This is a genomic window from Blautia marasmi (genome assembly GCF_900258535.1).
Taxonomy (GTDB): Bacteria; Bacillota; Clostridia; order Lachnospirales; family Lachnospiraceae; genus Blautia; species Blautia hominis.
Map to the genome: position 1 here is coordinate 1845120 of NZ_OIWX01000001.1, position 25789 is coordinate 1870908.

20 protein-coding genes are annotated in these 25789 nt (G+C 47.0%); 3 read left to right on the forward strand and 17 right to left on the reverse strand.

Features of this window, described 5'->3' with window-relative positions; all coding sequences use genetic code 11:
- Nucleotides 1-36: 36 nt before the first annotated feature.
- Entirely contained in the window at nt 37-219 is a 183-nt protein-coding gene (locus tag C6P39_RS08215) for a hypothetical protein (RefSeq protein ID WP_104803423.1), read from the forward strand.
- Here the strand turns inward: C6P39_RS08215 and C6P39_RS08220 are convergent.
- From C6P39_RS08220 to C6P39_RS08275, 13 genes are all read right to left on the reverse strand, one after another.
- Nucleotides 194-1720: a PP2C family protein-serine/threonine phosphatase gene (locus C6P39_RS08220; protein ID WP_158661496.1), complete on the reverse strand. Its 1527-nt coding sequence runs from the start codon at nt 1718-1720 to the stop codon at nt 194-196. The two genes, C6P39_RS08215 and C6P39_RS08220, sit on opposite strands and share 26 nt — an antisense overlap.
- A gap of 54 nt (nt 1721-1774) precedes the next feature.
- Entirely contained in the window at nt 1775-1912 is a 138-nt protein-coding gene (locus C6P39_RS27425) for a hypothetical protein (protein ID WP_158661497.1), read from the reverse strand.
- Nucleotides 1913-2066: 154 nt separating this feature from the next.
- Complete coding sequence (locus C6P39_RS08225; RefSeq protein WP_104803425.1) at nt 2067-2861, reverse strand: response regulator; 795 nt, start codon at nt 2859-2861, stop codon at nt 2067-2069.
- Nucleotides 2858-4144 (reverse strand): sensor histidine kinase, encoded by a 1287-nt coding sequence (locus tag C6P39_RS08230; RefSeq protein ID WP_158661498.1) that lies wholly within the window; start codon nt 4142-4144, stop codon nt 2858-2860. Before C6P39_RS08230 ends, C6P39_RS08225 begins: the two co-directional genes overlap by 4 nt.
- 293 nt (nt 4145-4437) lie before the next feature.
- Nucleotides 4438-6348 carry a 1,4-alpha-glucan branching protein GlgB gene (gene glgB / locus C6P39_RS08235; RefSeq protein ID WP_104803427.1) on the reverse strand — a complete coding sequence of 637 codons (1911 nt, stop codon included), beginning with the start codon at nt 6346-6348 and terminating at the stop codon, nt 4438-4440.
- A 181-nt stretch (nt 6349-6529) separates the two neighbouring features.
- On the reverse strand, nt 6530-7897 hold the full coding sequence (locus C6P39_RS08240; RefSeq protein ID WP_095174624.1) for an alpha-amylase family glycosyl hydrolase: 1368 nt from the start codon (nt 7895-7897) through the stop codon (nt 6530-6532).
- A gap of 73 nt (nt 7898-7970) precedes the next feature.
- The gene (locus C6P39_RS08245) at nt 7971-8552 is read right to left on the reverse strand and encodes a TetR/AcrR family transcriptional regulator (RefSeq protein ID WP_095174746.1); all 582 of its coding nucleotides are present in this window, start codon (nt 8550-8552) and stop codon (nt 7971-7973) included.
- Nucleotides 8553-8705: 153 nt separating this feature from the next.
- Nucleotides 8706-9077: a prenylated flavin chaperone LpdD gene (gene lpdD, locus C6P39_RS08250; RefSeq protein WP_104803428.1), complete on the reverse strand. Its 372-nt coding sequence runs from the start codon at nt 9075-9077 to the stop codon at nt 8706-8708.
- Nucleotides 9078-9083: 6 nt separating this feature from the next.
- Nucleotides 9084-9668 (reverse strand): UbiX family flavin prenyltransferase, encoded by a 585-nt coding sequence (locus C6P39_RS08255; RefSeq protein ID WP_104803429.1) that lies wholly within the window; start codon nt 9666-9668, stop codon nt 9084-9086.
- A gap of 36 nt (nt 9669-9704) precedes the next feature.
- Entirely contained in the window at nt 9705-11183 is a 1479-nt protein-coding gene (locus C6P39_RS08260) for a UbiD family decarboxylase (RefSeq protein ID WP_104803430.1), read from the reverse strand.
- A gap of 236 nt (nt 11184-11419) precedes the next feature.
- Entirely contained in the window at nt 11420-12184 is a 765-nt protein-coding gene (locus tag C6P39_RS08265; protein ID WP_104803431.1) for a TatD family hydrolase, read from the reverse strand.
- Nucleotides 12174-13319, reverse strand: coding sequence for an AI-2E family transporter (locus C6P39_RS08270; protein ID WP_104803432.1), 1146 nt, complete (start codon nt 13317-13319; stop codon nt 12174-12176). Before C6P39_RS08270 ends, C6P39_RS08265 begins: the two co-directional genes overlap by 11 nt.
- A gap of 51 nt (nt 13320-13370) precedes the next feature.
- Nucleotides 13371-15977 (reverse strand): cation-translocating P-type ATPase, encoded by a 2607-nt coding sequence (locus tag C6P39_RS08275; RefSeq protein WP_104803433.1) that lies wholly within the window; start codon nt 15975-15977, stop codon nt 13371-13373.
- A gap of 846 nt (nt 15978-16823) precedes the next feature.
- Here C6P39_RS08275 and C6P39_RS08280 point away from each other — a divergent pair.
- Nucleotides 16824-17408, forward strand: coding sequence for a sugar O-acetyltransferase (locus C6P39_RS08280; protein ID WP_104803434.1), 585 nt, complete (start codon nt 16824-16826; stop codon nt 17406-17408).
- Between the two features lie 215 nt (nt 17409-17623).
- Here the strand turns inward: C6P39_RS08280 and C6P39_RS08285 are convergent, their stop codons facing one another.
- Together C6P39_RS08285 and C6P39_RS08290 are read right to left on the reverse strand one after the other, a co-directional pair.
- The gene (locus tag C6P39_RS08285; RefSeq protein WP_158661499.1) at nt 17624-18433 is read right to left on the reverse strand and encodes a tyrosine-protein phosphatase; all 810 of its coding nucleotides are present in this window, start codon (nt 18431-18433) and stop codon (nt 17624-17626) included.
- Between the two features lie 189 nt (nt 18434-18622).
- Nucleotides 18623-21709 (reverse strand): glycoside hydrolase family 2 TIM barrel-domain containing protein, encoded by a 3087-nt coding sequence (locus tag C6P39_RS08290; RefSeq protein WP_104803436.1) that lies wholly within the window; start codon nt 21707-21709, stop codon nt 18623-18625.
- Nucleotides 21710-21922: 213 nt separating this feature from the next.
- Between C6P39_RS08290 and C6P39_RS08295 the strand changes: the two genes are divergently transcribed.
- Complete coding sequence (locus C6P39_RS08295; RefSeq protein ID WP_104803437.1) at nt 21923-22777, forward strand: AraC family transcriptional regulator; 855 nt, start codon at nt 21923-21925, stop codon at nt 22775-22777.
- A gap of 39 nt (nt 22778-22816) precedes the next feature.
- Here the strand turns inward: C6P39_RS08295 and metG are convergent, their stop codons facing one another.
- Together metG and C6P39_RS08305 are read right to left on the reverse strand one after the other, a co-directional pair.
- Nucleotides 22817-24817 (reverse strand): methionine--tRNA ligase, encoded by a 2001-nt coding sequence (metG, locus tag C6P39_RS08300; protein WP_104803438.1) that lies wholly within the window; start codon nt 24815-24817, stop codon nt 22817-22819.
- A 487-nt stretch (nt 24818-25304) separates the two neighbouring features.
- The gene (locus C6P39_RS08305) at nt 25305-25694 is read right to left on the reverse strand and encodes an HsmA family protein (protein WP_095174605.1); all 390 of its coding nucleotides are present in this window, start codon (nt 25692-25694) and stop codon (nt 25305-25307) included.
- Between the last annotated feature and the right edge of the window lie 95 nt (nt 25695-25789).

Here is a 25789-nt window from a genome sequence, read left to right on the forward strand (position 1 = left end):
TAATAAAATAATCTTCAAAATAGATGAGGTATTGTTATGAAAACAAATAAAAATTCTTCCCCGCTTTCCAGCGAAGATCTGTTGCAGCTATTTAAAGCTTGTGCTGAAATGGATGAACTTTCTGGTGACAAGGATGATTTTCTCTCTCTTCTGGATACTGTCAGCACTCCCGAAGAACCACCGAAAAGTAATCCTATACACGTTCAACCACCAGAATAGTGATATCGTCAGCCTGCTCAGCGCCATCTGCGAATGTGTGAACGGATTCTGTGATCTGCTCCACCGTTTCCCTGACAGGTTTTGTGCAGCAGTTTTTTAGCGTATCCTCCAGACGCGGCTCCATGTACATTTCCATGCTTGTGTTGACTGCTTCGGTCACACCGTCTGTGTAGAGAACCAGTTTTTCGTGCTTCTGCAAGGTTACTTTTTCTGTGTGAAATTTAGTTTTCTTTAGCCCTGCCAGTACAAATCCCGGATTCATTTTCAAGGCTTCCACCGCACCGTCTTCTCTACACAGATATGGAACGTTGTGACCGGCATTGCAGAATTTCATCTCACCTGTGTTTACATCCATAATCCCTAAAAATGCAGTTATGAACATTCCCTCTTTATTATTTTCTGCCAACTGCACATTGGAGTTTATAAATATCTCTCCCGGTTCCATTCCCAGCAGTGCCTGATTCCTTATGATAGCTCTGCCACTCATCATAAAAAGAGCAGCAGGAACTCCTTTTCCCGAGACATCCGCTATCAGCACCGCCAAATGATCTTTGTCTACAAAGAAAAAATCATAAAAATCTCCGCCTACTTCTTTAGCAGGATGCATGGTTGCATAGATATCAATTTCCTTTCTTTTTGGAAAAGCCGGGAATTTATTTGGAAGAGCTGAAAGCTGTATCTTGCTGGCAACATCCAACTCTGCTTTCACCTTTGCTGATCCGGCAGCCACTGTTACAGCCTTAAAAATAGCCCAGTACATCAAAAAATACATTACAAAAATGGAAACCACTACGGTCACTGCGATCAGAAAACTACCAGGATCTACAGACATTAGGGTAATACCATATGTCGTCAATGTACCTTTTACACTCTCAAAAACAACATAACCCAGACAAGGTACCAAAATAATATGGGCAATCTGTTCCTCAGCAAAATTCAATACTTTTTTCAGCTTCTCACAAAGGGTCTTCCGGTAAATGAGAAGTATGCATAAAAGCCATGCGAAATCTACCGCACTTTTTATTGCCGATGATGGGGCATATCTGGAATATCCGTCATTGCCATCTGAGAAGAATATATAGGTAATGTCCGTAAAGAACTGTGATACAGCAGCGACTACCAGCATAAACAGTACGGATACAAAAATCTTAGTACTCCTTTTTCCACTGTGTATCCAGTCCACTGCCGCCATCACCAATAATGCCGGAGCTGTATGCAGGAACACTGTGGTTACTGTAATCAGACTGTAGATAAACTGTATGACTCCATTAGAACTGGAACTGTCCGCAATACTGTCCAGCCTCTGTATAATAGTATCTGTTCCATAATATAGGCAGAATCCAAGCACAAAAGCCCCCAGGATCACACCGCCCCATTGAACAGCGGCTGTCTTTTTACTCTTTTTAAGAGGTAACGTCAGCATTACCATCAACGCACCAAATAACGCTATCTGCGCATACAAACCACCGTAATATATACTCTCTGCTATGTTCTCTCTCATTCTCATTCCTGCCTTTATTGACGGAGCCGTTAGAAAACGGCTCCTTTTGGACGGTTAACGTACCGGCTTGTATGTGCGGTGGGTTCTGCTGCTGCCTCCCGTAACCTGCTCCATCTCTGATGGAGTAATTTCACGGTTTACCTTTTTCTCACCGTTTTCCTTAACTGTCTTTTTTGTGTCCTCTTTTTTCATGGTCACTGCCTCCTTTCCATGGTTATTTATCCAAACACCTCATGGTGATGAATAACCAACTGTCTCTTATCCGAGTATAGCAGTGCTAGGACAGCCAAAGTATTACAAAAACAGCCCGATTTCCGCGGAAATCGAGCTGTAGAAATGCCTTTCTCTATTTTATTTTTTCCTCAAATAAGCCTATCGTAAATTCACTCCAGCTATAACTGTTCATATAGTCATGCCTGTAGCTGTTTACAGCCCGTACATCTCCTTTTAAGAACAGATAGCTGTCACACTCAAATTTATCCGGAAGAATGGCAAAACTATTTCTTTTCTTTATCATGATATCCTCAATACCTGCCTGCCGCAATGTTTGACGCAAATCATGCACGATACTCTGAAAGTAATTTTTTAATGAATTGTCATAGTTTTTATCCTCCCAGAGAACAGCACACGCCTCCCGTGTAGTTATATCTGCCCCTCTGCGGTCTACAAGGTAAGCCAGCAATTCTTTTGACTTGGATCGTCTGAATGTAATTGGCTGCTCATTGACAAAAACCCGAAAACCCCCAAAAGTCTGAATCCGTACCTCTTTTTGGCTTCCTGCCATCTTTTCTCCATAGATAAATTCGAGCTCATTTCTAATCTCCTCCGGATACACCGGTTTAAGAAGATACCCATTGGCATGGATTGCAAACGCGTCCACTGCATATTTCTCATGACTTGTAACAAAGATTATATGGATATCCGGCTGTATGTCCTTTAGATTTTTAGCCAGAATGATCCCATCCATATACCCCATCTCAATATCCAGAAATGCCACATCCACCTTGGCCTCACCCACGTAGTCCATCGCCCCCTGAGCACATGTAAATCCCTTTACTTCATCGTCAGGGAACGTTTCTGTCAATGCTTCCAGCAAATCTTTTAGCGCATACGGCTCGTCATCAACTGCTAAAAATTTCATCTGATTTCCGCCTTCCTCTTTGGTATTTTTATTACAACATCCGTCCCTTTACCTGGGATACTGTTGATTACCATATTTCCATGGCACAGCACTTCAAGCCTCTTTTTCACATTCTCGATACCTATATGTCTGCTGCCATCCGAAAAAGCCCTATTGGGATCAAATCCCACACCATCATCAGAGATACGCACAATATAGGACTCCTCATCGCTTTCTGTATGTATAGTAACCGTTCCGCCTTCCTGTTTACTTAAAATACCATGTCTTACAGCGTTCTCTACAAGTGTCTGCACTGTGAGAGAGGGAATAGAAAAATCCCACTCTAAAATTTCATATTTCACATGAAGACGTCCCTGAAAACGTTGTTTTTCCAAATACAGGTAATGTTTTACATGGTTAATCTCCTTAATGATAGGAATGGGCATCCTGCTGGATAAAGAATCCATATTTCCTTTTAGAAAACCGGCAAACTCCCGCATTGCTAACTTTGCAGTTTTAGGATCAATATCGCAGAGCTGCCGGATGGTAATTAACGTATTATATAAAAAATGGGGCTGGATCTGCCCCAACATAATACTGATCTGTGAATCTTTCAGCTCCTGTTCACGCTGTATTAAAAGCAGCTCTCTTTCTGATTGAAGATTCACAAAAATCAGAAATAAGCTGATAGTTATTGCTGTATTCAGCAGTGCTATGCCATAATTATGTGCCTGTATTAACTCAGCCGTAAGGGGGAGGATAATATAGCTTAAAAACAGCACGATATCTTTTTTCTCCATATAATCTTTATATCTGATAATAACCCACGCATTGATAAGATATATAAAAAATGGTATTGCCTGGGACACCCAAAATCCCCATCCCCTTGTGTAAACATTTCCGGGGGCAATTCTGAAAAACATCCCGTTGAACATGGACAATACGGTCATTACCATATATACCACACATAAAACTTTTGATGCTGTAAGATATTTCTTATGGACGACCACCTCCGTTTTCAAATATTCCACTACATACAGGGTATAAACATACAATATAGGCCCTACACATAAATAATAGATCAATACACCTGTGGACAGCAAAAATGGATACGCAGCATGCGCAGTTCCTTCACAAACCCAGTTCGTTACATCACCTGCTGTCATCCACATATTTAGCAGACAAATCCATCCAAAATATTTATTCAACTTCTTGTTCCGCCGGTTTCCTGTTGTCAGATAGACTCCTATAATCAGGCATAGTAAAAAACCATATCCATCTAAAACAATATTAATAGTCTGCATTACTCCCTCTTTCCGCAGGAGTAGAGTCCTATTAAAACCTCTACCCATTAAAAAGTGCAAATTAAAATTCCTGCCCGCAAATTTTATTAATATTATTATTTTATCATGTCAAAAGTCCTTAAAACAGAACCGTTCAAACATAATAGTTACATTTAGTACACAGCTGCTCCTGCCGATATTTCCGCTAAAAATATATTAAACTATATTTAATGTAACAAAAAACTGATACACAGTGACTTTTATAATTTAGTCTCTGCGTATCAGTTCTACATTTTAGCATTCACCAATCGGATTTAATACAGGAACACCGCCACCCCATAAGCCGGCAGCGGATAAGCAAAGGAAAAGTCCCTTCCATCGCATTCCTTCTTCACTGCCTTATAGACAGTCTGCTCCACCGGCGTATCCCCGCCGAATCTGGGGTCTTTGCTGTTCAGGATCAGTTTATACTGTTTCCTCTTCGGCACGCCAACCCGGTAATCCTCTCTGGCAACCGGTGTGTAGTTGATGACAAACAGCAGATTATTCCTTCCGGTAGGAGACTTTCTCACAAAGCTGAAGATGCTTCTCGCCGCATCATCCGCGTTGATCCACTCGAACCCTTCCTGGTTATCATCATTTGCGTAAAGAGCAGGGTATTTCTTATATAAGGTAAGCAATTCTTTCACATAAGCCTGAAGCTGCTGGTGTTCCGGCTCTGCCAGCAGGAACCAGTCAAGCTCCCTGGCCTCGCTCCACTCCTGGAACTGGCCGAATTCCTGTCCCATGAACAGCAGTTTTTTGCCCGGATGACCGAACATATAGCTGTATCCGGCCTTCAGGTTCTCAAACTTGTCCTGCCCAAGCCCAGGCATCTTGTTGATCATGGAACATTTCAGATGCACGACTTCATCATGAGACAATACAAGGACGTAGTTCTCACTGTAGGCGTAACTCATGGAGAACGTCATCTTATGGTGATTATATTTGCGGAAATATGGGTCGAGTTTCATATATTCCAGAAAGTCGTGCATCCATCCCATATTCCATTTTAAGCTGAATCCCAATCCGCCTTCCTCAGCCTTTCCGGTTACCATAGGCCAGGCTGTGGATTCCTCCGCGATCATGACTGTGCCTTTGTTTTTCCCAAGGACCACAGAGTTCAAATGTTTGAAAAACTCAATCGCCTCCAGGTTCTTGTTTTCCCCGTATTTGTTTGGTATCCACTGTCCTGCATCTCTTCCGTAGTCCAGGTACAGCATGGAGGCTACAGCGTCCACACGGAGTCCGTCAATGTGGTATTCCTGGATCCAGAACAGCGCGTTGGCGATCAGGAAATTCTTCACTTCATTTTTGCCGTAATCAAAAACTTTTGTCCCCCAGTCCGGATGCTCGCCTTTTCTGGGGTCTGCATACTCATATGTGGGGGTTCCGTCAAAGTCAGCCAGCCCATGGGCGTCCTTTGGGAAATGGGCCGGCACCCAGTCAAGGATCACACCGATCTTATTCTTATGCATGTAATTTACAAAATACTGGAAATCTTCAGGCGTTCCGTACCGGGACGTAGGGGCATAATACCCTGTTACCTGGTATCCCCAGGAACCGTCATAGGGATGTTCCGCTATACCCATCAGCTCCACATGGGTGTACCCCATCTCTTTGATATAGTCTGCCAGAGAATGGGCCAGCTCCCTGTAGTTATAGAATCCGTCCTCATCCTTGTCATTAAGCGGATGTTTTTTCCAGGAACCCGGATGCAGCTCATAAATGGACATAGCATCCTTCTTCTCATCAAATTCCAGGCGTTTTTTCATCCAGACAGAATCACCCCATTTGAATTTGGAAATGTCATATACACAGGAAGCTGTACCGGGGCGGTGCTCCGCATAGTTTGCATAGGGATCTGCCTTGAAGAGCAGCTTGCCGCTGTATGTGGTAATGCAGAATTTGTACAGGTCACCCTCCCGCACTTTTGGTACGAAGAGCTGGTAAATACCCATATCATTGTCACATTTCATCACATTTTTGTCGGGATCCCATTTGTTGAAATCTCCCACAACCGATACCGATTCGGCGTGAGGTGCCCAGACGGCGAAATATACGCCGTCTTTGCCCCGCTGTGTTGTGGGATGTGCACCCATCAGCTTATAGATTTCATAATGTGTTCCTTCTCCGAATAAATAGCGGTCCATCTCCGAGAATTTCATTGTTTTTCTTTTAGCCATAAGTCCTTCCCCTTTGTTTTCCTCTGATTTTACAGCACTTTAATCCCGCTGTAGGATTTCCGTAACAGTTCAGACAGGTCTGCGCATTTACTGCGCTGACCGTATGAAAAAGTAGTGCCGGCTTTATCCAGCCCATCGCGAAGCGATTTTTAATGGCTGGATGCGTAACGGTTCAGCTTGCCTAACTGTTACGGATTTCAAGCAGGACACTGCCTGCTGCTTCTATTGTAAAATTCAGTCTGCCGTTCTCCGGCACTGCTTCCTCCTGCGTTAAAAGGTTTACATAAGTTTTATTATCCATTGGCACCGGAACACTGATCTGTGCCGGGTTCTCATCATTGTTCACGGCAATGATAAGCCCTTCCTCCTCCGTAAATCTGGCAAAGGAAAACTGTCTATTGGTAAGCAGCAGCTCCCTGTATCTGCCTTCTGCAAGGCAGGTTTTATATTTCTCGTGTATTTCCCCAAGTGTCTTGACCCACAACATGATCTTGGAATCTTTCTGCTCGTTCAGGGCTTCCTCAATATCTACAGCAGGTCTGAGCGCGTCGTCCCCGCCATTATTCTTGCTGCCCTCAATTCCCCATTCGGAACCATAATAGACGGAGGGGATCCCGGGAAGCATATACAGAAGCGTATAAATAGGGAAAATGTGCTCCTTCACGTTAATCTTACTGTAAATACGGTCCACATCGTGATTGTCAACAAAGGAATAAAGCTTCATCCCCCTGTAGATACCGCCGTTTTCCTCAAATTCCCTTCTTATGGTATGGGCAATCTCAAAATAGTTATGGTCATTGTGACCCGAATAAATACCTTTGTGCAGTTCATAGTTCGTGACACTGTGCAGCATGTTCTGCCCATTCTGGATGTAGCGGCTGTAATCTCCGTGAATGACTTCCCCCATAAGCCAGAAGTCCTCTTTTTTCTCCCCTGTGCGTCTTCGCATATCCTCCATGAAGCCAAAGTCCAGACAGTCCGCACAGTCCAGCCGGATGCCGTCTATATCAAACGTATCGATCCAGTGATCGATCACATCCAGAAGGTATCCCTTCACCTCAGGATTCTGCAGGTTCAAGTTCACCAGCTCAAAACAGTTTCTCCATGCCTCATAGGAAAATCCGTCGTTATAGGGATTGTTTCCTCCAAAATTGATGCCCTTATACCATCCGCAGTAGGGGGAACCTTCCCGGTTCTGTTGAATATCCCGGAAGGCAAAAAATTCTCTTCCCGTGTGGTTGAACACACCGTCCACCACAACCTTGATCCCCATAGCGTGGGCCTTCTCCACGAACCGGGCAAAATCCCCGTTGTCCCCAAGCCTCTGGTCCACGGACTTATAATCCTTGGTGTCATACCCATGGGTGGTAGACTCAAAAAGGGGACCGATATAGATAGCTGTTGCTTTGATATCCGCAAGATGCGGCAGCCATTTTTCCAGCTCCTCGAAACGGTGTACAACGCCTTCCTCTTTATTCACCCTGGGGGCGCCCGTCATCCCGATAGGGTACATATGGTAAAATACTGCCTCTTCATACCATTTTGCCATTTTGTTTCCTCCTTTTCCGGCTCTGCTTCATGCTGCAGGCCCAGACAAACCATGCAGGAACGCCATTTCCTTACTACGAATATATTCCATACATAAACTGATGCACGATCTCATATGTGGTCTCATCAGAAATTTCAAATCTTTCATCCTCGGAAAGTCCGTAGCTCACTGTCATAATATGATGGTTGAGCACACCTGTAAATCCCACGGCAAATAATTCCTGCCGCCCCCGCATGTTTCCCAATTGGGAGGACGCATCCTCAAAAATCTTAACAATGATCTTATAATACCGCTCAATAAGAGGTGAAACCGTTTTATAGGCTTCATTTTCCCTGCCGGAATAAAATAGAGACAGCATGAATAAATAGAATTTCTGGTTGGACGCAGCATAGTCAAAAAAGGTACGTGCTGCCTGATAAAGCACCCCCGGCAGACTCTCCCCCGGCTTTGCAATATCAAGGAGCCTGCTCTCAAACTCCTGATATCCCGCCTCCAGCAGATTCTGCAAAAGTCCCAGCTTGCTTCCAAAATAGTAATATAACGTTGGCTTTGATATCCCTGCCTTATCCACGATTTCCTGAACGCCTACCGCGTCATATCCCTTGGCATAAAACAAATCAAGCGCTGACTTTAAGATCAATTCTTTATTATCCATAACTGCCTCCCGGCTGTCCTGCATTGTATCTATCTTTTGTTTTTTATTTTCCATCATTTGTTCTGCCTATTATTATACCAATCGGTATACAAAAAATCAAGAGGGTGTTGTAAAATCCATATTTTACAATACCCTCCTGTGAACAGATGGCATTTATTCTGTTATCCCTTCCAGTACATCCTCTTTCAGCCTCTCACACGCTGCAAGGATCTCCTTGATCTGCTCTCCTCTGATCCCGTCAATATGGATCCCGCAGGTGCATACTGCAGACGCCTTAGCTTTTACGGCAGCCGCCTCCGAAAACCTTCGGGCGATCTCCTCATCCTTATGCCCCATACAGCTGAGCACCGACGTGGTGGCACTGATTCCCCGGCCTGTAAGACTGGGCCTGGCTGCCGACAAAGTAGTGCAGCCAATATGCCCTGCCTCCTCATCCTGCAGTGTCACCGCATAGTCCCTGCCCATCCGGATCACATCACACCTTATGGTGATGCCGCATACTTGTGTTCTATATACTTTATGCATCTTTATTTACCTCTGCTCATCTTTTTTTTCTCCGGTACCATCCCATGGCCGGAACCCTTCCTGCCTAAGCCCAAACTGCAGCAGTATCTTTCCCGTTATATGGCTGATCTGATCCTCTATTGTCTCCGGATGGTTGTAAAAGGTCAGGACCGGAGGCACGATGACACATCCCAGATCGGATGCATGCAGCAAATTTCTCAGGTGCACTTTTCCAAAAGGCATCTCCCTCGGCACAAGTACCACTTTCCTTCCCTCTTTCAGGCACACATCCGCGGACCTCTGAATGAGATCATCCGCATACCCGCAGACGATCCCGGCCAGGGATTTCATACTGCAGGGCATGATGATCATCCCATCTGTAACAAAAGAACCGCTTGCTATAGAGGCAGCCTGATTTTTGTTGTCATGTACATGATCAGCCAGATTTAAAAGCGTTGAAAGGGGCAGGCCGGTTTCCAGCTCCCATGTTTTTCTGGCTCCCTCCGACACTACCAGATGCACCTCACAGTTATCCACGCTTTTCAATGCCTTTAAAAGATACCTGCTCATGATCACACCGCTGGCTCCGGTGACACCTACCACGATCCTCATATGTCTGCCGCCTCATTTCTTATGATATCTGCTGTTTCACTCATTTGGAAGGACTCCTTTCCATTTCAGAGGGTCTGCCTCCATAAACCGCGCACGGACAAACCTTTCCTTCTGGTCAAACGGTACCGTACAGTCAAAAATAGTCTTGCAGGCAATTCCATGATCACGGATTCCGGCAGAGCAGGAAGGGTCATTGGAGGGGTCTAAGGGATGGCATCTGACACCGGGAATGGTGATAATATCCGCATCCCCCTGAAAACGCGTATTCATAGCCCAGAGTACGTCATTCATGTCAAAACAGTCCACATCCTCATCCACCAGAAATACATGTTTTAGCTCACTGAACGCGGAAAACGCCAGCAGTGCCGCCTGGCGCTGGCGGCCTTCATCGCTGGGCACGGACTTTTTGATCTGCAGTACCGCCATATATTTTCCTCCGCCTGAAGATGCACAGTATACATTCTGCAGCTTCCCGGGCATGGCTCTTTCCACCATCCCATATATACTTGCCTCGGTGGGGATACCTGCCATAGATACATGCTCCTCGCTCGGACCGATACAAGTCTGCATAATAGGGTTTTCCCTGTGTGTCACTGCCGTCACCTTGATCATCCAGCACTGGTCACTGGCAGGTCCTGTGTAGCCTGGAAATTCCGGCATGGCATATCCTGTATCCGTATTCTGGTCTTCCCTCACCCGCACATGCGGCAGGATCTCACCCTCGATCACATACTCCGCATTGGCAATGGCCCGCTCCTCTACAGTCAGGCACCGGCAGAGTTTTACCGGTTCTCCTCTGAGGGCTCCGGCCACTGCCAGTTCATCATAGCCCATAGGCGTTGTGGGCGGCTCAAAACAGGAGCCTATTTCAATGGCCGGGTCCACGCCTATGCTGATGGATATGGGCAGTTTCTGCCCCAGTTCTTCCGCCCGCTCCGCCATGGCTCCGATATGGCGGGCACCCGGTGTAAAGAATATGGAGAGTTCATCCCTGCTCTGGATACAGAGCCTGTGGATCGTCACATCACTGAAACCGGTGTCCGGATGTGTAGCGTAACACATTCCCATTGTTATGTACGGTCCCCCGTCATCCGGCGTATTGGTCGGCGCGGGAACCAGTTTATATAGATCAAAATCCGGATCAGAGGCACGGTGCACCACCTGCTGGCATGGTGCCGGTTCCTGTATCAGCACTGGGGGGATGGGATTTTCCGCGCTTTTGCAGAGCACTTTTCCCAGGTCTTCCGGCCTGCAGTCCAGCAAAACCGCAGCTCTTTTTCTGCTGGCAAGCACCCCGACAGCCACTCTGGCACCGGGATGTCCCAACACATTGCCAAATATCATAGCCGGTCCCTCTTTTGTTGGACGCATGATCGTTCCGCCTGCACCTACATACCTGTATACCCCTGACAATTCTGCCATTGGCTCCACTTCCACATCCGTCTCCATAAGCTGTCCCGGCATGGTCCTCAGTAAATCCAGCGCACTTCTCAAATCTGTTACTTTATTCGGCATCTTAGTTTCCTCCTGTATTCCTTTTCCTATCGCAAAAACGGCTGGGTGTATTGCCTGGCCGTAAAATCTTTTATTGCCTGATCCGCTTATGAGTCTATCAATTTCAGCGCACGGAATCAATTCGATTTCCCGGATCATTCATTCCAAACAGGAATCAAATACAGGGCATAAAACGAAGAAACCTCCGGAATCAGAAAAAGGTCCCCGGGATTTACTCCCAAGAACCTTTCAAACGATCATATACCAAACAGTTTTCCTGCATTTTCCCTGGTGACATCCACCACCGTCTCATAAGAGACACCTTTGATCGCTGCGATCTCCTCCGCCACATAAGTCAGATACGCAGAGCAGTTTCTATGTCTCCTGTACGGCTCCGGAGCCAGATACGGGGCATCTGTCTCCAGCAGCAGATATTCCAGCGGTGCGTACGCTACCACGTCCTTCAGCCGTTTCCCGTTCTTGAAGGTGACAACTCCGCCCACACCCAGATAATATCCCATATTCATGTATTCCTTTGCCTGCTCTACAGAGTAGGAATAGCAGTGGATCACACCCTTCAGATTATCTGCCCTCTCGGCCTTCATAAGATCCAAAGTATCTTTAGCCGCGTCACGGCTGTGGACAATAATAGGAAGCTTTGTCTCCTTTGCCAGATCCATCTGGCGGATAAACCATTTTTTCTGAATGTCATGGTGTTCCTTATCCCAGTAATAATCCAAGCCAATCTCACCGATGGCAACCACTTTCGGCAGGTCACACAGGCCTCTGAGCCATTTTATTTTTTCTTCGTCAAGGTTACCTACCTCGTCAGGATGAACGCCCACAGCGCCGTAGACAAAAGGATATTTCTCAGTCAGCTTAACCGTATCCTCCACACCCTGCAGGCTGGCACCCACATTGATGATCTTTTCGATGCCGTGCTCTGCCAGGGAGGGAAGCAGGCTGTCCCGATCCCCGTCAAAGGCCTCGTCATCGTAATGTGCATGTGTCTCAAATATCATGGATCTTCCGCTCCTTCAACTTCTTGTAAACAGTCTGGCGGAACAGCGCATAGACAACCGATGTAAGCGGTATGAAAACCAGCATACCCACAACACCCATCAGACTGCCGCCCACGGTGACTGCCACCAGCACCCAGATAGAAGGAAGCCCCACAGAGTTTCCCACCACATGAGGATAGATCAGGTTGCCCTCAATCTGCTGCAGCACCAGAAACAGTACAATAAATGCCAACCCTCTCATGGGGTCTACCACCAAGATCAGAAAAGTACCAACAGCACAGCCGATGAACGCTCCGAAAATAGGGATCAGGGCCGTAAATGCGATCAGGATCCCGATCAGCATGGCATAAGGGAACCGCAGCAGTGTCATGAACACGAAAAACATGGTGCCCAGGATCACTGCCTCCAGACACTGACCTGTCACAAAATTGGCAAAGGTTCTGTAACTGAGGGAACACACATCCAGAACTTTCTTCACAATTTTCTCTGACAGAAATGCATAGAAAACTTTCCGGATCTGCACTGTCAGTTTTTCCTTCTGCAGAAGGATATACACCGCAAACACAAGGGCGATGAAGAAGTTCATAAGTACATTGACTACCGTACGGGCCATTGCCACAGTGGAATTGAGTACATTTCCGGCACCGTTTTTCAGGAAGTCAACCGCTGCTCCGATCAGGGAATTCCAGTCAAATTCCAGATTCTGTATCCACTCCGCGATCTGCTTGTTGTCATGGAAAGTTTCCACAGCCCAGGTCTGAAGCTTTGGAATGGCAGCCTCTACGCTGGCACTGACGCTCATAAAGGTCTGCCCCATCTCCGGAACCACCACAAGGATCACAACAAGGACTACGCCCACCACCAATATAAGGGACATGACCAGGCTTAACGGTCTTCCAAGTTTTTTCATCTTTCCTTTGCTCTCAGCAATACCGAAAAGCTTTTTCTCCAAAAAACTCATGGGTACATTCAGCACAAAGGCAAACGCTGCACCCAGAAGGAAAGGATAGGCGATCCCAACCAGGAAACGGGCAAAAACCAACAGCACATCCGCCTTCTGTATTCCCACGTAGACTACCACAGCAAACAGAATCAGAAACATCAGATTTTTTATATCTTTTTTATTCAGGTTCATTCTACTCCTCTCCTTCTCCCCTCTCGTCAACCGTGAACAGTAACCTTCTCTTTACTTTTTCAGTTTGGCACGGACCCATTTAAGTGCCTGGATAATCGGCAGATTGGCAATGGACAAGCCATACACTGTGAAAAGCTGTGCCATGTTCAATGTCTGCACGCTGAAGATCTTATGCAGACCCGGTATCATCAACACAGAGGTGATCAATACTAATCCTAACACAAATGCACCGATGAGGTAAATATTATTAAAGAATTTCTTAGTAAATAAAACAGGTCTTACGGATTTGCAGTTAAATCCATGGACAAGTCTGGAGGTACACAGGGTACCGAATGCCATAGTCATAGCCAGCAGCGGACTCTGCTGATATCCAATGTAAAAACCGATCATAGTCATAATACCGATCACAAGGCCTTCTGTCCCGATATAGGAGAGAAAATCCCTAGTCAGTATGGACTCATTCATGGGACGGGGTTTTTCCTTCATGACATCTTTCGTATGAGGTTCCAGTCCCAGGGCGATAGCCGGAAGGCTGTCTGTCAGCAGGTTGATAAACAGCAGATGCACGGGCGCAAACGGTACGGGCAGATTTGCAAGGGATGCATACAATACTGCCAGGATCCCTGCAAAGTTTCCGGAGAGCAGGAACTGAATCGCACTTTTAATGTTTTTATAGACATTTCTTCCATTTTCCACGGCTTTGACGATGGTTGCAAAGTTGTCATCCGTCAGCACCATGGATGCAGCATCCTTGGAGACCTCAGTTCCCGTTATCCCCATCGCCACACCGATGTTGGCCTGTTTTAAAGCCGGAGCGTCATTGACGCCGTCCCCTGTCATGGACACAATATTTCCCTTTTCCTGCCATGCCCTGACAATACGGATCTTATGTTCCGGTGAAACACGTGCGTAGACGGAAATGCCTTCCACAAAGTCCTGCAGCTCCTCATCCGACATGTTCTCGATCACAGCGCCCTCACAGGCTTCTGATTCGTCCTTCAGAATACCGATGCGTTTTGCGATAGCCGCTGCAGTCACCTTGTGGTCACCTGTGATCATGATGGGTTTGATTCCCGCACTGATACATTCCGCAACCGCGTCCTTTGACTCCTCACGCGGCGGGTCCATCATAGCGATGAGTCCCAAAAATACCAGGTCCTTTTCATCTTCCACACAGAGCTGTTTACCATTTTCCACTCTTTTATAGGCAAATGCCAGAACACGGAGGCCATTTCCGGAGAAATTCTGGTTCTGGTTTTCAATGGCAATGCGGTCCTCCTCTGTAATGGGCACGATCTCACCATTTTTCTGGATGGAACAGACACGGTTTAAAAGAACATCTACCGCGCCTTTTGTGATCATGGTTGCACCCTCTCTTAAATTATGAAGGGTGGACATCATTTTACGGTCACTGTCAAAAGGTACCTCACTGCATCTGGGGTATTTGTCACGTACTACCTCTGCGGGGCGTCCCAGTTTATCCCCCTGATTGATGAGGGCCGTCTCCGTGGGGTCTCCAATCTCCTCGCCGTTTTTATTGGTGGAGTCATTGCAGAGGATGCTGTGACGGAGGAGCTGTTTCTGTGCCGGGTCATCCAGGTCAATATCCTTTGCCGGAATCTCACGGCCCTCCACATAGTAATATTCCACAGTCATTTTGTTCTGGGTCAGGGTGCCTGTTTTGTCTGAGCAGATGATAGATACACTTCCAAGACCTTCTACCGCCTGCAGTTTTCTAATGATGGCATGTTCCCTTGCCATCTTCTGTGTTCCAAAAGAAAGCACAATGGTGACAATAGAACTGAGCGCCTCCGGGATGGCTGCTACAGCAAGGGCCACGGCAAACAGGAATGCCTCTCCCCAGGATTCTCCCCTGAAAACACTGACTCCAAACAGAATGCCGCAGAAAACCAGGATTATGATGGACAGCTTCTGTCCAAACTGGTCCAGGTTCATCTGCAGGGGTGTCTTTTTCTCCGATGTGGTCTTCAGCAGCTTCGCAATTTTTCCCACCTCTGTCTCCATGCCGATGGAGGTTACAAGGAAGGAACCCCGCCCGTAGGAGACAAAGCTTCCGGAGAACACCATATTGGTTCTGTCACCCAGAGGCACCTGGCCCTCGATGGGGTCTTCTGTCTTATCCACACCCAGACTCTCACCTGTCAGTGCGCTTTCATCTACTTTAAGGCTGGCATTTTCCAGAATGCGTCCGTCAGCCGGTACATAGTCCCCGGCCTCCAGCATGACAATATCGCCTACCGTGACCTGGTCAGACGGTATCTTTGCCACATCTCCGTTTCGCAGCACTTTTGCCTCAGGTCCTGACATGGCTTTCAGGCTGTCAAGAGACTGCTCTGCCTTCACGGTCTGCACGGTGCCCAGAATGGCATTCATGGTGATCACCACCAGGATGACAATGGCACTTTCCATTTCCCCCAGGACACCGGAAACAATGGCAGCTACGATCAGGATGATAACAAGGAAATCCTTGTACTGCTCCAGGAAAATCTGCGGAATGGATTTTTTCTTTTCTTCCACCAGAGCATTAGGGCCGTATTTTTCCTGATTGGCCTTAATCTGTTGGTTTGTCAAAGGCTGCGTACTTCCATTGATGGTTTTCTGCGCCTCTGTCCTCGACATTTGATAAAATTCTTTCATTCGCTCTCCTCCAAACGTTTTTTGCGGAACCTATGCACTGCTGCCATAGTTCCATGTGCGGATACATCTAACTATTCAGCAGGTCTGCGCATTTACTGCGCCGACCGTAAGAAAATATTCAGCAGCCAGGCAAAGATCCCATCGCCAATGGCGCTTCTGCATGGATTTTTGCTTGCAACTGTGAAGGTACTGAACAGTTACGGACACATACTACTTATCTCTAGTGTGCTTTATAAAAACCTCTTTCATACCGTTTTGCGTTACAGGCGCTGTAAAGACCAGTGGTCTCTTATGGCCTGTAACGCAAAAAAGCGAGGCTTTTACTGCACAACAAGCATGCAATAAAAGTCTCGCTGTTTCATCACGATACGGACAGGATTTCTCCCATCGAGATTGACGATATCGCAAACGCCTGCGGCGCCAGCTACTCCCTCTTATTAATGGATACTATAACCGATTGGCTTTCAACTGTCAATGACAAATTTGGAAAATATTCCTGTCAGCCGATGGTTATCAGAAGCCACAGCGCCGTCCAGGATTAATGGCAGACTTATAGTTACTATTCACGGCTGCTATCCCGCGAGGTGTTTTTATGCGCTTGCGCATGAAAATTCCGAGGCAGCCAGCGCGATATGGGGCAAAATGCTCCATATCTGTGCATCGCGAAGCGTGTTACTGTTTACAGAACTGCGTTTTTTGCAGGGCTGTAAACAGTAACGACTTTTATTTTATGGATAAAGCCTTGTCTTTTTCTTGAATAAAATATATAGAACACTTATAATAAAAACACGGAAAATATCATCGCTCTGCTGAAATATTGCAGCAAATCTCTATGGAGGAAACCCAATGACAGAACGCGAAAAAATGCTGGCCGGAGAACTGTATGACTGCGGGGACCCGGGACTTTTAGAACAATGGCACCTGGCTAAGAATTTAATTCGGGAATACAATTCACTTCCGTCTGAAGATTCGGAAGATAAAGATCATATACTAAACCGCCTTCTGGGCGGCCGGGGTGATAATCTGTGGATCACTGCACCTTTTTATGTGGATTATGGGAACAACATTTACTTTGGAGATAACTGTGAAGTGAATATGAACTGTACTTTTCTGGATGACAACAGGATCGAGATTGGCAATAACGCGCTAATCGCCCCCAATGTGCAGATCTACACTGCCTTTCATCCCACCAACGCAGCAGACCGGTTCGGCCCGTTAAAGGAGGACGGCAGTTTCTCATTCTGCAAGACCAGGACCGCGCCTGTCATTATCGGGGATCATGTGTGGATTGGAGGCGGCGCTGTGATCCTGCCCGGCGTGACTATAGGCAGTAATGTGGTTATCGGAGCGGGAAGTGTTGTGACAAGATCAATTCCGGATAACAGTGTTGCTGTGGGAAACCCCTGCAGGGTGATACGGAAGAACTGTTAAATCCCCATCACTATTCAGTAGGTCTGCACTTTCACTGCGCTGACCATAAGAAAGTGTTCCACGGCCAAGCAAAAATCCCATCGCCAATGGCGATTCTGCATGGATTTTTGCCTGTAACTGTGAGGGTACTGAACAGTCACAAAATCCCACGAAAAAAGCAGCAGATAGCCCCCGACACACCCGGCGGGGTATCATCTGCTGCCTTGCTCTTTCTTTTACTCCAGATACATATCCCTCAACCTCTCTGTTTTCTCATCCGTAAGCCCCAGCCGCTCCCTCAGAAATGCCTCTGTACTCCCACACTGTCTCTCTGTCTCCGCAAACATAGACTCTATGTAACTTCTCTCCGTTCCGTTTAAAATACGGATTCCATTTAGAATGCGTTCGTTCTGAACCTTTTCAGCCACCTTTGCGATCATGGCCTCTGTCTCCGGCTCCAGATATCCGTTCGTCAGGAGATAATCCCGGATGATCACTTCCCGGTCCACGCCCAGCGCGGTCAGAAGAAGTGCTGTCGCTGTGCCCACCCGGTCTTTTCCTGCAGAGCAGTGCCAGAGGACAGCCCCTTCTTTTTGAGCTAAGAGGATCTCAAAGAAATGTTTCAGCCCTGTGACGGAAAAGGTGTCTGAGGCAAGCGCCAGATAGATGGCTTCCATTTTTTCTTTAGGATGGTTTTCTGCCTCTTTCAGCAGATCCTGGATCATGGCAGAAAGACTGTCCGCCTGCTCCTGGCCTTCCCTGGTGATTCCCAGCATGGTGTCACTTAAAAGGGGATCATGTATGAATTCTATTCCCTTTATCTCGGGGTCCGGCAACTCAGTTCTCTCGCCGTTCGTTCTTAAGTCCACGACTGTTTTCAGTCCATATTCCTCTGTCAGACGCCTGATATCAGACTCTGTACATTTTCCAAGGGCACCGCTCCTTATCAGGCGGTGAGGTCTGATACTCCTGCCGTCCTTTCCTGTATATCCTCCCAAATCCCGTGTATTATAAACAGGGCCTTCCATTTCAATCCTGCTGCACATAGTATCCTCCTCCATAAATAAACAGTAATGTATAACTGTTTTGTGCCCTCACAGTCACCGGCAAAAGTCCATGCAAAACCGCCTCCGGGCCAAAAATCCCGCGTACGAAAATGGGGCTGCCACCCGCCGCGTCTGCTGTCCCGCAGAGTAGGCCGTCCGCATCCCCATTTCATATTTTCAGTTATGCTATTATTTTACCACCGGAAGGAGGCTGATTGCAAAGGTAAATTCATTTTCAACAAAGCGGTACTGCTCCAGAAGTCTGGGACCGCAGCTGTTGGAACCGATACCGTTCTGGCGGTAATCCAGACAGAGCACGGTATAAGGTGAAGCGTTCAGCTCATAATTATGAGCCTTTTCGGTAAGCTCCTCCTGGGTATATACTGATGCATTAAAGGAGAATGTACCGGCGCTTACTGCTGCAAGGCTGATTCTGCTGCCCTCTGCCTTTACATAATCACAGTCATCGTGACTGCCGTTCTCCTGAGGACGGATATAATCCTCATGCAGGTCTTTTACACTGGCATGGAACTCATCATGATAGCTTGCTTTCCGTTTGTCCTGATAGCTTTCCACAGGGCCTAATCCATAATATCTGATCTCAGCCATATCACGGGGCAGGAACAGACGAAGACCAAATCTTGGAAGTTCCGGGAATTCCGGATCTTTCTTCACATCCAGCTTCACGTCAATCCTTCCGTTGGCATGAATGGTCCATGTGGCATCAATATCCAGAATCCTCTGGATGATGATCGCTGAAACCGACAGAACCGTGTGGATCTGCACCTCATCCTCCAAAACGGTATAGTCTGTGCGGTAAGCTCTGGTCACGATCTTGTCGTATTTTGCTTTTCTCCAGATATTCTTTATGTTTCTGTCGTTGTCTGTGGGTGCTCTCCAAACGTTGTATTCCATTGGGCGTTCCAGTACTTTACAGTTTACATAACTAAGTTCGGAGAATAACCCGGTAAGCTTGTCGTAGGTGTAGGAGAATTTATCTGTGCTCACAAACAGGTTTCTGTCATCCTGAGCCACACTGAATACAGGCGGCTGCCCAGCCACTTTGCCTGTTTCTCCTGATTCCTCTGTCACTTCCAGAATCTTGACAGCTTTCTGGTTTCTCATATCCTCTGTCTGAATCTGCATTTCATCAAAGCCCAGTTTAAAGCCTTCCGGCAGGAATTTTGTTGCATTCTGCAGATGGTATTCCAGTTTCAGATAGCATTTGCCGGCTTTGGGCACCTCATAAGAAAGTGCAAGGATCCCCTCATTGTGCGCACTGATATCCGGCATATTGTCCGGGCAGATCTCTCCTTCTCCAATAATGGTCCCGTCACAGTTTACAGTATAAGTGATATAGAGATAGTCCTTTAAGTTTACATAATCCATGTAATTGTGAAGAACTGCCTCTTTTTTCTCCTGGTCAAAAGAAACCACTCTGGCCGGGCGGTGGACATTCTTAAACTCCCGAAGTCCGGTATGGGGTGTACGGTCAGGGTACACCAGTCCGTCCATACAGAAATTGCCGTCCTGAGGATATTCCATATGGTCCCCGCCGTAGGCGTATTTCTTTTTGCCCTCAATGGTCTTGCCCATGTAAATGGCATGGTCACACCACTCCCATACAAAACCGCCGCAGGCGCCGTCATACTGCTGGATAACCTGGAAATAATCCTCAAAGTCACCGGGGCCGTTGCCCATTGCGTGGCAATATTCGCACATAACATACGGTTTGTCGGGATTCTCCGCAAAATACTGATGGATCTCCTCAATGGCAGGGTACATCCGGCTGTGCAGGTCTATGTTGGAATAATCATACTTTTTATCCTTTGCTGTATAGCGGGCGCTCTCAAAATGGGTCAGTCTTGTATGGTCAAATTCCTTTGTCCAGGCAAGCGCTGCCTCAAAGGTGCATCCATATGCACATTCATTTCCCATGGACCAGATCACCACGCAGGGACGGTTCTTGTCTCTGTGCACGCAGCGCTGTGTCCTGTCCACAGTGGATTCTGTAAAGGCAGGGTTATCCGCAATGGCATGGTTCCATCTGGATGCCCTCTCCTCCCAGGAATCATCCTCCATATAGATATCCGCGGTTCCATGGCTCTCATTATCCGCCTCATCTATGACAAAGAAGCCATATTCGTCACAGAGCTGATAGAACTGCGGCGCATTTGGGTAATGGCTGGTACGGATACAGTTGATATTGTGCTCTTTCATGAGCTGTAAATCTTTTTTCATCTGTTCCAGGCTGATGGTAAATCCTGTGACAGGGTCACTGTCGTGACGGTTGGTGCCGTGGAATTTCACTTTTATTCCATTTATGTAAACCACTCCGTCTTTGCTGCAGATTTCACGGATACCCATGCGGTCCGTGATGATCTCTCCCCCTGCTTCCAAAACTACGGTGTACAGGTATGGTTCCTCTGCGTTCCAGAGAACCGGGTCCTGAAGGGTTATACTGATCCTGCCGTCCTCTGTAACCTGACTGCTCTCGGCTGCCAGACTTCCCTCTGCATCATAGACAGAGATTTTTACAGGCACCGCTTCATTGAAATACGTCACTGCCACGTCCACTGCCGCGCTCTTTCCATCCGGCGCAATGTCTGTTGTCAGGAAATAGTCAAAAATTCCCTGTGCAGGACGTTTGAGCAGATATACATCCCTGAAAATGCCGCTCATACGGAATTTGTCCTGGTCCTCCAGATAACTGCCATCGCACCATTTCAGGACCAGCACCGCCAGGGTGTTCTCGCCCTCTCTCAAAAAGCTGCTCACGTCAAATTCACTTGTGGAATGTGATACCTGGCTGTAGCCCACATAGCTGCCGTTTACCCATACATAAAAGCAGGAATCCACGCCTTCAAAATTAAGATAAGCTTTTGGAGCACTTTCATTTTGTGCATAATTGAAGGTATGTACATAAGCACCGCAGGGGTTCTCCTGGGGCACATACGGCGGGTCCATAGGGAACGGATAACGTGTATTGGTGTACTGGTGCTTGTCATATCCAAAATTCTGCCAGCATCCCGGTACAGGGATCTCATCAAAACTTCCTGTATCGTATCCCTCTCTGAAGAATTCTTCTTTCAGGTCATAGATACTGTCAAAATATTTGAATTTCCAGTTACCGTTCAGAAGCTGGAATCTGTCGGAATTCTCTCTGTTCTCACACAGGTCGTCTCTCTGTGTGCCGGCAGGTATATAATAGGCCCTGTTCGGCATGGTGTTCTCGTGCAGCATGTGAAGGTTTTCATAATATCTGGGTACAATCATTGGTCATAGCCCTCCTGAAAATGTATTTTATACTGTGACTTTTCCGGACCGGCGCAGTAAATATGCGGACCTGCCGAAAAGCCGCCCCATACTGCCTATTATAAAAGACAGAACAGCAAAATCCATATCCTGTATTAGACAAAACATGCACAAAATGATACAATCAAGAAAAGAAAGAACAAAACTGCAAAAGCAAAGAAGGAGCACCGCCCTATGTATGTAAACACCGGATATCTGAACCACGCGGAAACAGATTTGGAAAATATGCAGGTTCCCCTGCGCATTAACAGCAGCGGAGTATATAGAGTTATCTCCCGCCCTTCCATGTCCACATTAAGACCCAAAGGCCGGGCCGATTACCAGCTTATCTATATTGCTTCCGGGAGTGCCTGGTTTACCATTGGCCAGGAAAAAGTGGAAGTGAGTGAGGGGAATATGGTCCTTCTGCGGCCCTTCGTCCGCCAGGAATATGTGTATTACGGAAAAGACAAACCTGAAGCCTTCTGGGTCCACTTTACCGGATACCGGGCAGAATCTCTCCTGGAGGAAGCCGGGTTTACACAAAATCAAATTCTCTATGCAGGTGTGTTCTCTGAATACAGGGATCTTTTCTTCCAGATGATACGGGAACTTCAGGTGTTCCGCCCTGCCTATGAGGACCTGCTTCCCCTGCTTTTAGAGCAGCTTCTTCTGCTGGTGCGCCGCCACTGCATGGAGGGGCCGGGGGAGAGACACAGGATTCAAAAAGAGATGGAAAAAGCAATCCATTACTTTAATGAAAATTATTACCGGGACATAAAAATTGAAGAGTATGCCAGACAGCAGCACATGAGCACATGCTGGTTTATCCGCAGCTTTAAGCAGTACATGAATGTGCCGCCTCTTAAGTATCTCACCTCCGTCCGGATCCGCAGGGCCAGGGAGCTTCTGGAGACAACGGACTATACGGTCAGTGAGATCGGCGCCCTGGTGGGGTATGATAATCCCCTGTATTTCAGCAGGATTTTCAAAAAGCAGACAGGGGTGTCTCCGGCGGGATACAGAAATGCCGCGGGAAATGTGCCATGATGCAGCACATCCCCGCGGCATTTTCTCTTTATCTTCCCCTTAACAAATCTCAGCACCCGCCGGCATATCCTTATCCGGTGTCATAAGAGCCAGTTCTCCGTCCAGCCCCTCTGCACACAAGATCATTCCTTCAGATAAGATCCCTGCCAGTTTTGCAGGCTTTAGATTCACCAGGACCATTACTTTTTTGCCTACCATATCTTCCGGCTTGTAGCTTGCCTTGATACCGGAGACGATCTGTTTTACCTGACTTCCGATCTTCACCTGGGAGCAAAGAAGTTTTTTGGATTTTTTCACTTCCTCACAGGAAATGATCTCACCCACCTGGAACTGCATTTTCATAAAATCATCAAATGTCACTTCCGGTTTAGCCTCTATATCCACAACAGGCTCCTCTTCCTTATTCTCTTCTTCCGGTGCGTTTTCTGCCGCCTCGGCTGCACGCATGGCTTCAACTTTTTCTATGATCTCTTTCACATCAAGACGTGCAAAGAGAATTTCCGGCTTCTCTGTAACTTTGCTGCCTGACGGATATAAACCGAAGTGATCCAGTTCCTCATAGGACCTCTTTGCCGCATTTAACTGGGACAGGATTTTCTCTGTGGTCTCCGGCATAAAGGATTCCAGCAGGGATGCACCAATACAGATACCCTCAACCAGATTGTAAAGCACCTCTGCCAGACGGTCTTTCTTGCTCTCGTCTTTTGCAAGTGCCCACGGCATTGTCTCATCTATATATTTGTTGCAGCGTTTGAACAGGGAGAATATTTCCGTGATGGCGTCCGCCACACGAAGCTCTTCCATTTTGTCCTCCACTTTTTTCTTTGTTCCGAGAACAACTGCCTTTAAGTCCTGGTCAACCGGCTCCGTCACACCCGTACCGGTCACAATGCCGTCAAAATATTTGTTGGACATGGAGATCGTACGGTTTACCAGATTTCCAAGGGTGTTGGCCAACTCGGAATTCAAGCGCTCCACCATCAGTTCCCAGGTAATGACACCATCATTCTCAAAGGGCATTTCATGCAGCACGAAGTAGCGCACAGCATCTACCCCGAAAAAGTCTACAAGCTGGTCTGCATAGATGACATTCCCTTTGGATTTGCTCATCTTGCCGTCCCCCTGTAAGAGCCAGGGATGTCCGAATACCTGTTTCGGAAGGGGCAGATCAAGGGCCATCAGGAAAATGGGCCAGTAAATAGTATGGAAACGGATAATGTCTTTACCGATCAAGTGCAGATCTGCAGGCCAGTCTTTCTTAAACTGCTCTGTACTCTCCCCGTCACAGTCGTATCCGATTCCGGTAATGTAGTTTGTCAGGGCATCCAGCCACACATACACCACGTGTTTCGGGTCAAAATCAACCGGGATTCCCCATTTAAATGAAGTTCTGGACACACACAGATCCTGCAGTCCCGGAAGCAGGAAATTGTTCATCATCTCATTTTTTCTGGAAACCGGCTGGATAAATTCCGGATGTTCATTGATGTGGTCAATCAGGCGCTGTGCATATTTGCTCATCTTAAAGAAATATGCCTCCTCTTTGGCCGGAGTTACAGGGCGTCCGCAGTCCGGACATTTGCCGTCCACAAGCTGGGACTCTGTGAAAAAGGATTCACAGGGAGTACAGTACATCCCCTCATAATGCCCCTTGTAGATGTCACCCTGGTCGTACAGTTTTTTGAAGATCTTCTGTACCTGTTTTTCATGATGATCATCTGTGGTGCGGATGAACTTGTCATAGGAGGTGTTCATCATATCCCAGATATTTTTAATTTCCCCTGATACCCGGTCTACAAATTCCTTGCAGGTCACACCGGCTTCCTCTGCCTTCATCTCGATCTTCTGACCGTGCTCATCTGTTCCTGTCTGGAAGAACACGTCATAACCCTGCTGTCTTTTAAATCTGGCGATACTGTCAGCCAGCACTGCTTCATAAGTGTTGCCAATGTGCGGTTTGCCTGAAGTGTAGGCAATCGCTGTGGTGATATAATATTTTTTCCTGTCCATTTGTATCTCCTTTACTTTCTTGTGGAACAAAAAAACACCCGTCCCCTCATTATGAGAAGACGAGCATCCTAACCCGTGTTACCACTTCTTTTTATCCGCGCCTCACAGCACAGACCTCATCAGGTACCTACATACCTTCCCGCTGTAACAGGCGGAACCTGTCGCAGCCTTGCTGCCCCTGCCGCTTATGTCAGGTTACAGTTCGGTGCGCCTCTCAGGAGCCATCTTCCGCACAGTCCTCTTTGTTCCTCTCAGCACCCGGAACTTCTCTGTAAAAGAAAATCTGTACATACTCTCTCCGTCCTCGTGTTTCCACTATAAATTTCATGCTAGCACATTTCCTGTTTTTTGTAAAGCCGGAAATTTTGTCTTCACGGTCAGTGGGTAACAGTTGAGACAAGCTGAACCGTTACGCATCCAGCCATTAAAAATCGCTTCGCGATGGGCTGGATAAAGCTGGCACTACTTTTTCATACGGTCAGCGCAGTAAATGCGCAGACCTGTCTGAACTGTTACGTCAGTGGCTCATACCTATTACCATGCCCAGAATATAAGGTACCAGCCAGACAAGCCAGACAAAAATACTGAATTTGTGAAAGCTTTCCTGTTTCTTCTTATCTTTCTTCACAAGCACAAGAGTTGCCCATAATGCGTGAAAAAGCATCAGAACAATGGCCAGCGCACCTGTTATGCCGTGAAGACCCATGCCGTTCTGTGCCCCGCCGCCTTCTTTTGTGATAAAGCTCATGATCGTAGTACCGGTGGTGTCAAAAACAAGACCAAGCCAGAAAATGAAAACATGCTGCTTTTTCAGGGTATGCGCCCTTCGCTCTGAGAAAACACCTATGGTATAGAAAACAAGCGCCAGTGTAATGGTTATTATAGCCATGATCAGTTTCATGTCCATAGAAATATGCCCCCTTTATTTTAATATATTGCCAGCTATCCCGTGTCCTGCAGCCGCCGCCCGGCAGGGCAGAAAATGCTGCACAATTACACGCA

Coding starts and splice junctions, on each gene's coding strand:
- C6P39_RS08265 (WP_104803431.1), bottom strand. CDS start 12,184: ATGATATTTGAGACACATGCACATTACGATGACGAGGCCTTTGACGGG.
- C6P39_RS08270 (WP_104803432.1), bottom strand. CDS start 13,319: ATGAACCTGAATAAAAAAGATATAAAAAATCTGATGTTTCTGATTCTG.
- C6P39_RS08285 (WP_158661499.1), bottom strand. CDS start 18,433: ATGTGCAGCAGGATTGAAATGGAAGGCCCTGTTTATAATACACGGGAT.
- C6P39_RS08230 (WP_158661498.1), bottom strand. CDS start 4,144: ATGCAGACTATTAATATTGTTTTAGATGGATATGGTTTTTTACTATGC.
- lpdD (WP_104803428.1), bottom strand. CDS start 9,077: ATGCATAAAGTATATAGAACACAAGTATGCGGCATCACCATAAGGTGT.
- C6P39_RS08255 (WP_104803429.1), bottom strand. CDS start 9,668: ATGAGGATCGTGGTAGGTGTCACCGGAGCCAGCGGTGTGATCATGAGC.
- C6P39_RS08240 (WP_095174624.1), bottom strand. CDS start 7,897: ATGGCAAAATGGTATGAAGAGGCAGTATTTTACCATATGTACCCTATC.
- C6P39_RS08290 (WP_104803436.1), bottom strand. CDS start 21,709: ATGATTGTACCCAGATATTATGAAAACCTTCACATGCTGCACGAGAAC.
- C6P39_RS08215 (WP_104803423.1), top strand. CDS start 37: ATGAAAACAAATAAAAATTCTTCCCCGCTTTCCAGCGAAGATCTGTTG.
- C6P39_RS08220 (WP_158661496.1), bottom strand. CDS start 1,720: ATGAGAGAGAACATAGCAGAGAGTATATATTACGGTGGTTTGTATGCG.
- C6P39_RS27425 (WP_158661497.1), bottom strand. CDS start 1,912: ATGAAAAAAGAGGACACAAAAAAGACAGTTAAGGAAAACGGTGAGAAA.
- C6P39_RS08305 (WP_095174605.1), bottom strand. CDS start 25,694: ATGGACATGAAACTGATCATGGCTATAATAACCATTACACTGGCGCTT.
- C6P39_RS08275 (WP_104803433.1), bottom strand. CDS start 15,977: ATGAAAGAATTTTATCAAATGTCGAGGACAGAGGCGCAGAAAACCATC.
- C6P39_RS08295 (WP_104803437.1), top strand. CDS start 21,923: ATGTATGTAAACACCGGATATCTGAACCACGCGGAAACAGATTTGGAA.
- C6P39_RS08280 (WP_104803434.1), top strand. CDS start 16,824: ATGACAGAACGCGAAAAAATGCTGGCCGGAGAACTGTATGACTGCGGG.
- C6P39_RS08225 (WP_104803425.1), bottom strand. CDS start 2,861: ATGAAATTTTTAGCAGTTGATGACGAGCCGTATGCGCTAAAAGATTTG.
- glgB (WP_104803427.1), bottom strand. CDS start 6,348: ATGGCTAAAAGAAAAACAATGAAATTCTCGGAGATGGACCGCTATTTA.
- C6P39_RS08245 (WP_095174746.1), bottom strand. CDS start 8,552: ATGGATAATAAAGAATTGATCTTAAAGTCAGCGCTTGATTTGTTTTAT.
- C6P39_RS08260 (WP_104803430.1), bottom strand. CDS start 11,183: ATGCCGAATAAAGTAACAGATTTGAGAAGTGCGCTGGATTTACTGAGG.